2 protein-coding genes are annotated in these 2,114 nt (G+C 63.9%); both read right to left on the bottom strand.

Annotated elements, in window-relative coordinates:
- Positions 1-844: 844 nt before the first annotated feature.
- Positions 845-1,372: a hypothetical protein gene (locus tag ACTUAL_RS17630; RefSeq protein ID WP_440901042.1), complete on the bottom strand. Its 528-nt coding sequence runs from the start codon at positions 1,370-1,372 to the stop codon at positions 845-847.
- 227 nt (positions 1,373-1,599) lie between these two features.
- Positions 1,600-1,779: a hypothetical protein gene (locus ACTUAL_RS17625; protein ID WP_440901041.1), complete on the bottom strand. Its 180-nt coding sequence runs from the start codon at positions 1,777-1,779 to the stop codon at positions 1,600-1,602.
- Positions 1,780-2,114: the final 335 nt, after the last annotated feature.

Below are 2,114 nucleotides of genomic sequence, written 5' to 3'. Positions count from 1 at the left end.
TGCCGGCGCTTGCTCCTCCCCATGATTTAAGCGTGGGACCCGAGCCTGCGTAGTACCTTACGCGGCCCTGACTGAGCAACGTTCGGCCGAATTGGGCCAGCTGAGCACACCAGGGGCCTTTCGCCTCCATCGCGCTCAACTCGCTTTGGAATGCAGACAGCGTGCTACCTGTCGGTGCGGTACCGTTGCAGTAGGGAGCGTGCCAATCTGCGGTCCAGCTACTGCTATTTGCGCAGTTTGGAAGGGAATCCTGATCGATGAAGTCATCCCATGTTGATGGCGTTTCCGAGTCGCCTTCGGAGTCGCCACCAGGATATCCTCCCCCCCATCCCCCTCCACCACCGCTTCCATCTCCGGGCTCCGGACAGGTGCTTGTCGGGGCGACGAAGTCTGGGTCCGTGGGCTGGTTGGGGACGCTGGTCATGCAAGTGCTGCCCCCATCTTCGCCCTGGCACCAGTTAAGGTCCAACCAGGGATTACATTCCGGCTTTCCGACTACCACAACCGGATCCAGAATGTAGTTGCTGCTGGGGCCCCTGCCCGTTGTACTGATCCTGGCCTCTCCCGGTGCAGTCGGGGTGTCAGTGCACGCAGCTGTCGCTACCGCCGCGAGAAACAGGGCAATCATGATACGTGGGTGCCACATTGATGTGCTCTCAGCAAGGTCGTATGGGTGAACCCACCCAATCCGGGATGGCTGCGGATGACGCGTTATTGCGAATGCCGGTACTTACTCTTCCTCGAATGAAAGCTTCGATTCAGTTAACGCAAATGCGCCAAGTGAGTGGTAGTATAGGTGCATTTTGCTTACAGGACAACTTTCACTTTCTCAAGGTGTGTTCACTCAGTTCGCGATCTCCAGCCGGGCGATCTGGCCGTCCACGTCGGCGATGCGGACGAAGAAGCCCTCGCGGATCGGGCCGTGGCTCTCGTGGAAGCCGGGCTCCAGGTTGCTCGACTTGTACTCGTACGTGTAGCGCCGGCCGTCGCTCACGACGGTGAAGCGCTCCTCCTGGTGCCCGCCGCGGTCGCCGCGCTGGAACGCCTGCACGTGCCCCTCCACCACCGTAAAGTCGCCGCTCTCCAGCGCGTCGCGCAGCCGCTTCTTTCCGGAATATTCCATCCAGTACATCGAGCCGCCCAGCAGCAGCGCGAACATGGCGAACGTGAGCCCCACGTTCCGCAGCCGGCTGGCGCTCGCCGGCGCCGCGTCCGCGTCACGGCCGGCCAGCGCGCCGCGCGACCACAGCCACGCGTCGGCGCGGCCCACCATCCACAGTCCCAGCCCCTCGGCGACGAGGACCTGCACGAGGAGCTCGGTGGAGACGTCGGACACCTCGCGCACGTCGTAGATGACGCGGTAGACCGGCACGGCTGGAAGCTCCCGTCGAAAGTGACCTGCCTGGCCGACACGGCGCGCGCGGCCGGATCCACCCGCATTTGGCAACATCGTAAGCGCATCGCGTCCGAGATGACAATGCTGGTCTGATCGTCAGCTCGTCGGCATGGCGTCGCGGAGCGCGCCGATCCGCGATGGCACGAGAAAGCCCGCGCGGTACGGACCCCGCGCGGGCTTTCCATCGACGTCGCCTGCCGTGCTCAGCAGAGGTTGGTCGAACAGGTGTTGCGCGTGTTGCAGCCGGGGATACAGCCGGGCAGCGCCGTGATGGCGAGAAGCCCCTGCCCGTGCGCCTGGACAGTGCCCATCTGCGGCTCCGGCTCGTTGGTCGAGAACGAGCTCACCTGCAGGTCGTCCAGTCTGAGGCTGATCTTGTTCATGGTGCTCTCCTCGGGACACGGTGCGTGGGCCGTCCGCCGCGGGCTGGACGGCAGGGATTCGACAGTGCTGGGAATATATGTCCGTAAATGAAAGTGAGCAATGCCTGCTGGAGATCGATCGGCGTCCGGCCACGGGTCGAGGCAGAAACATGCCCCGAATGAGCCGCGGTGCCGTGGCCGGGCTGCATCACGATGCATGGCATGCAATTGGCCTCCGACGCCTCCGTGCACTGTCCGCCGACACAACTGAATCTGATACGCGTGATGCGAAGCTGGATCCTGATGGGAGCCCTGTCCGTGCTGGCGGCGGCGGGGTGCGCGGACGAGCACCGCGG

The organism is Actinosynnema sp. (genome assembly GCF_052038725.1).
This window is presented reverse-complemented; position numbering and strand designations above follow the sequence as displayed.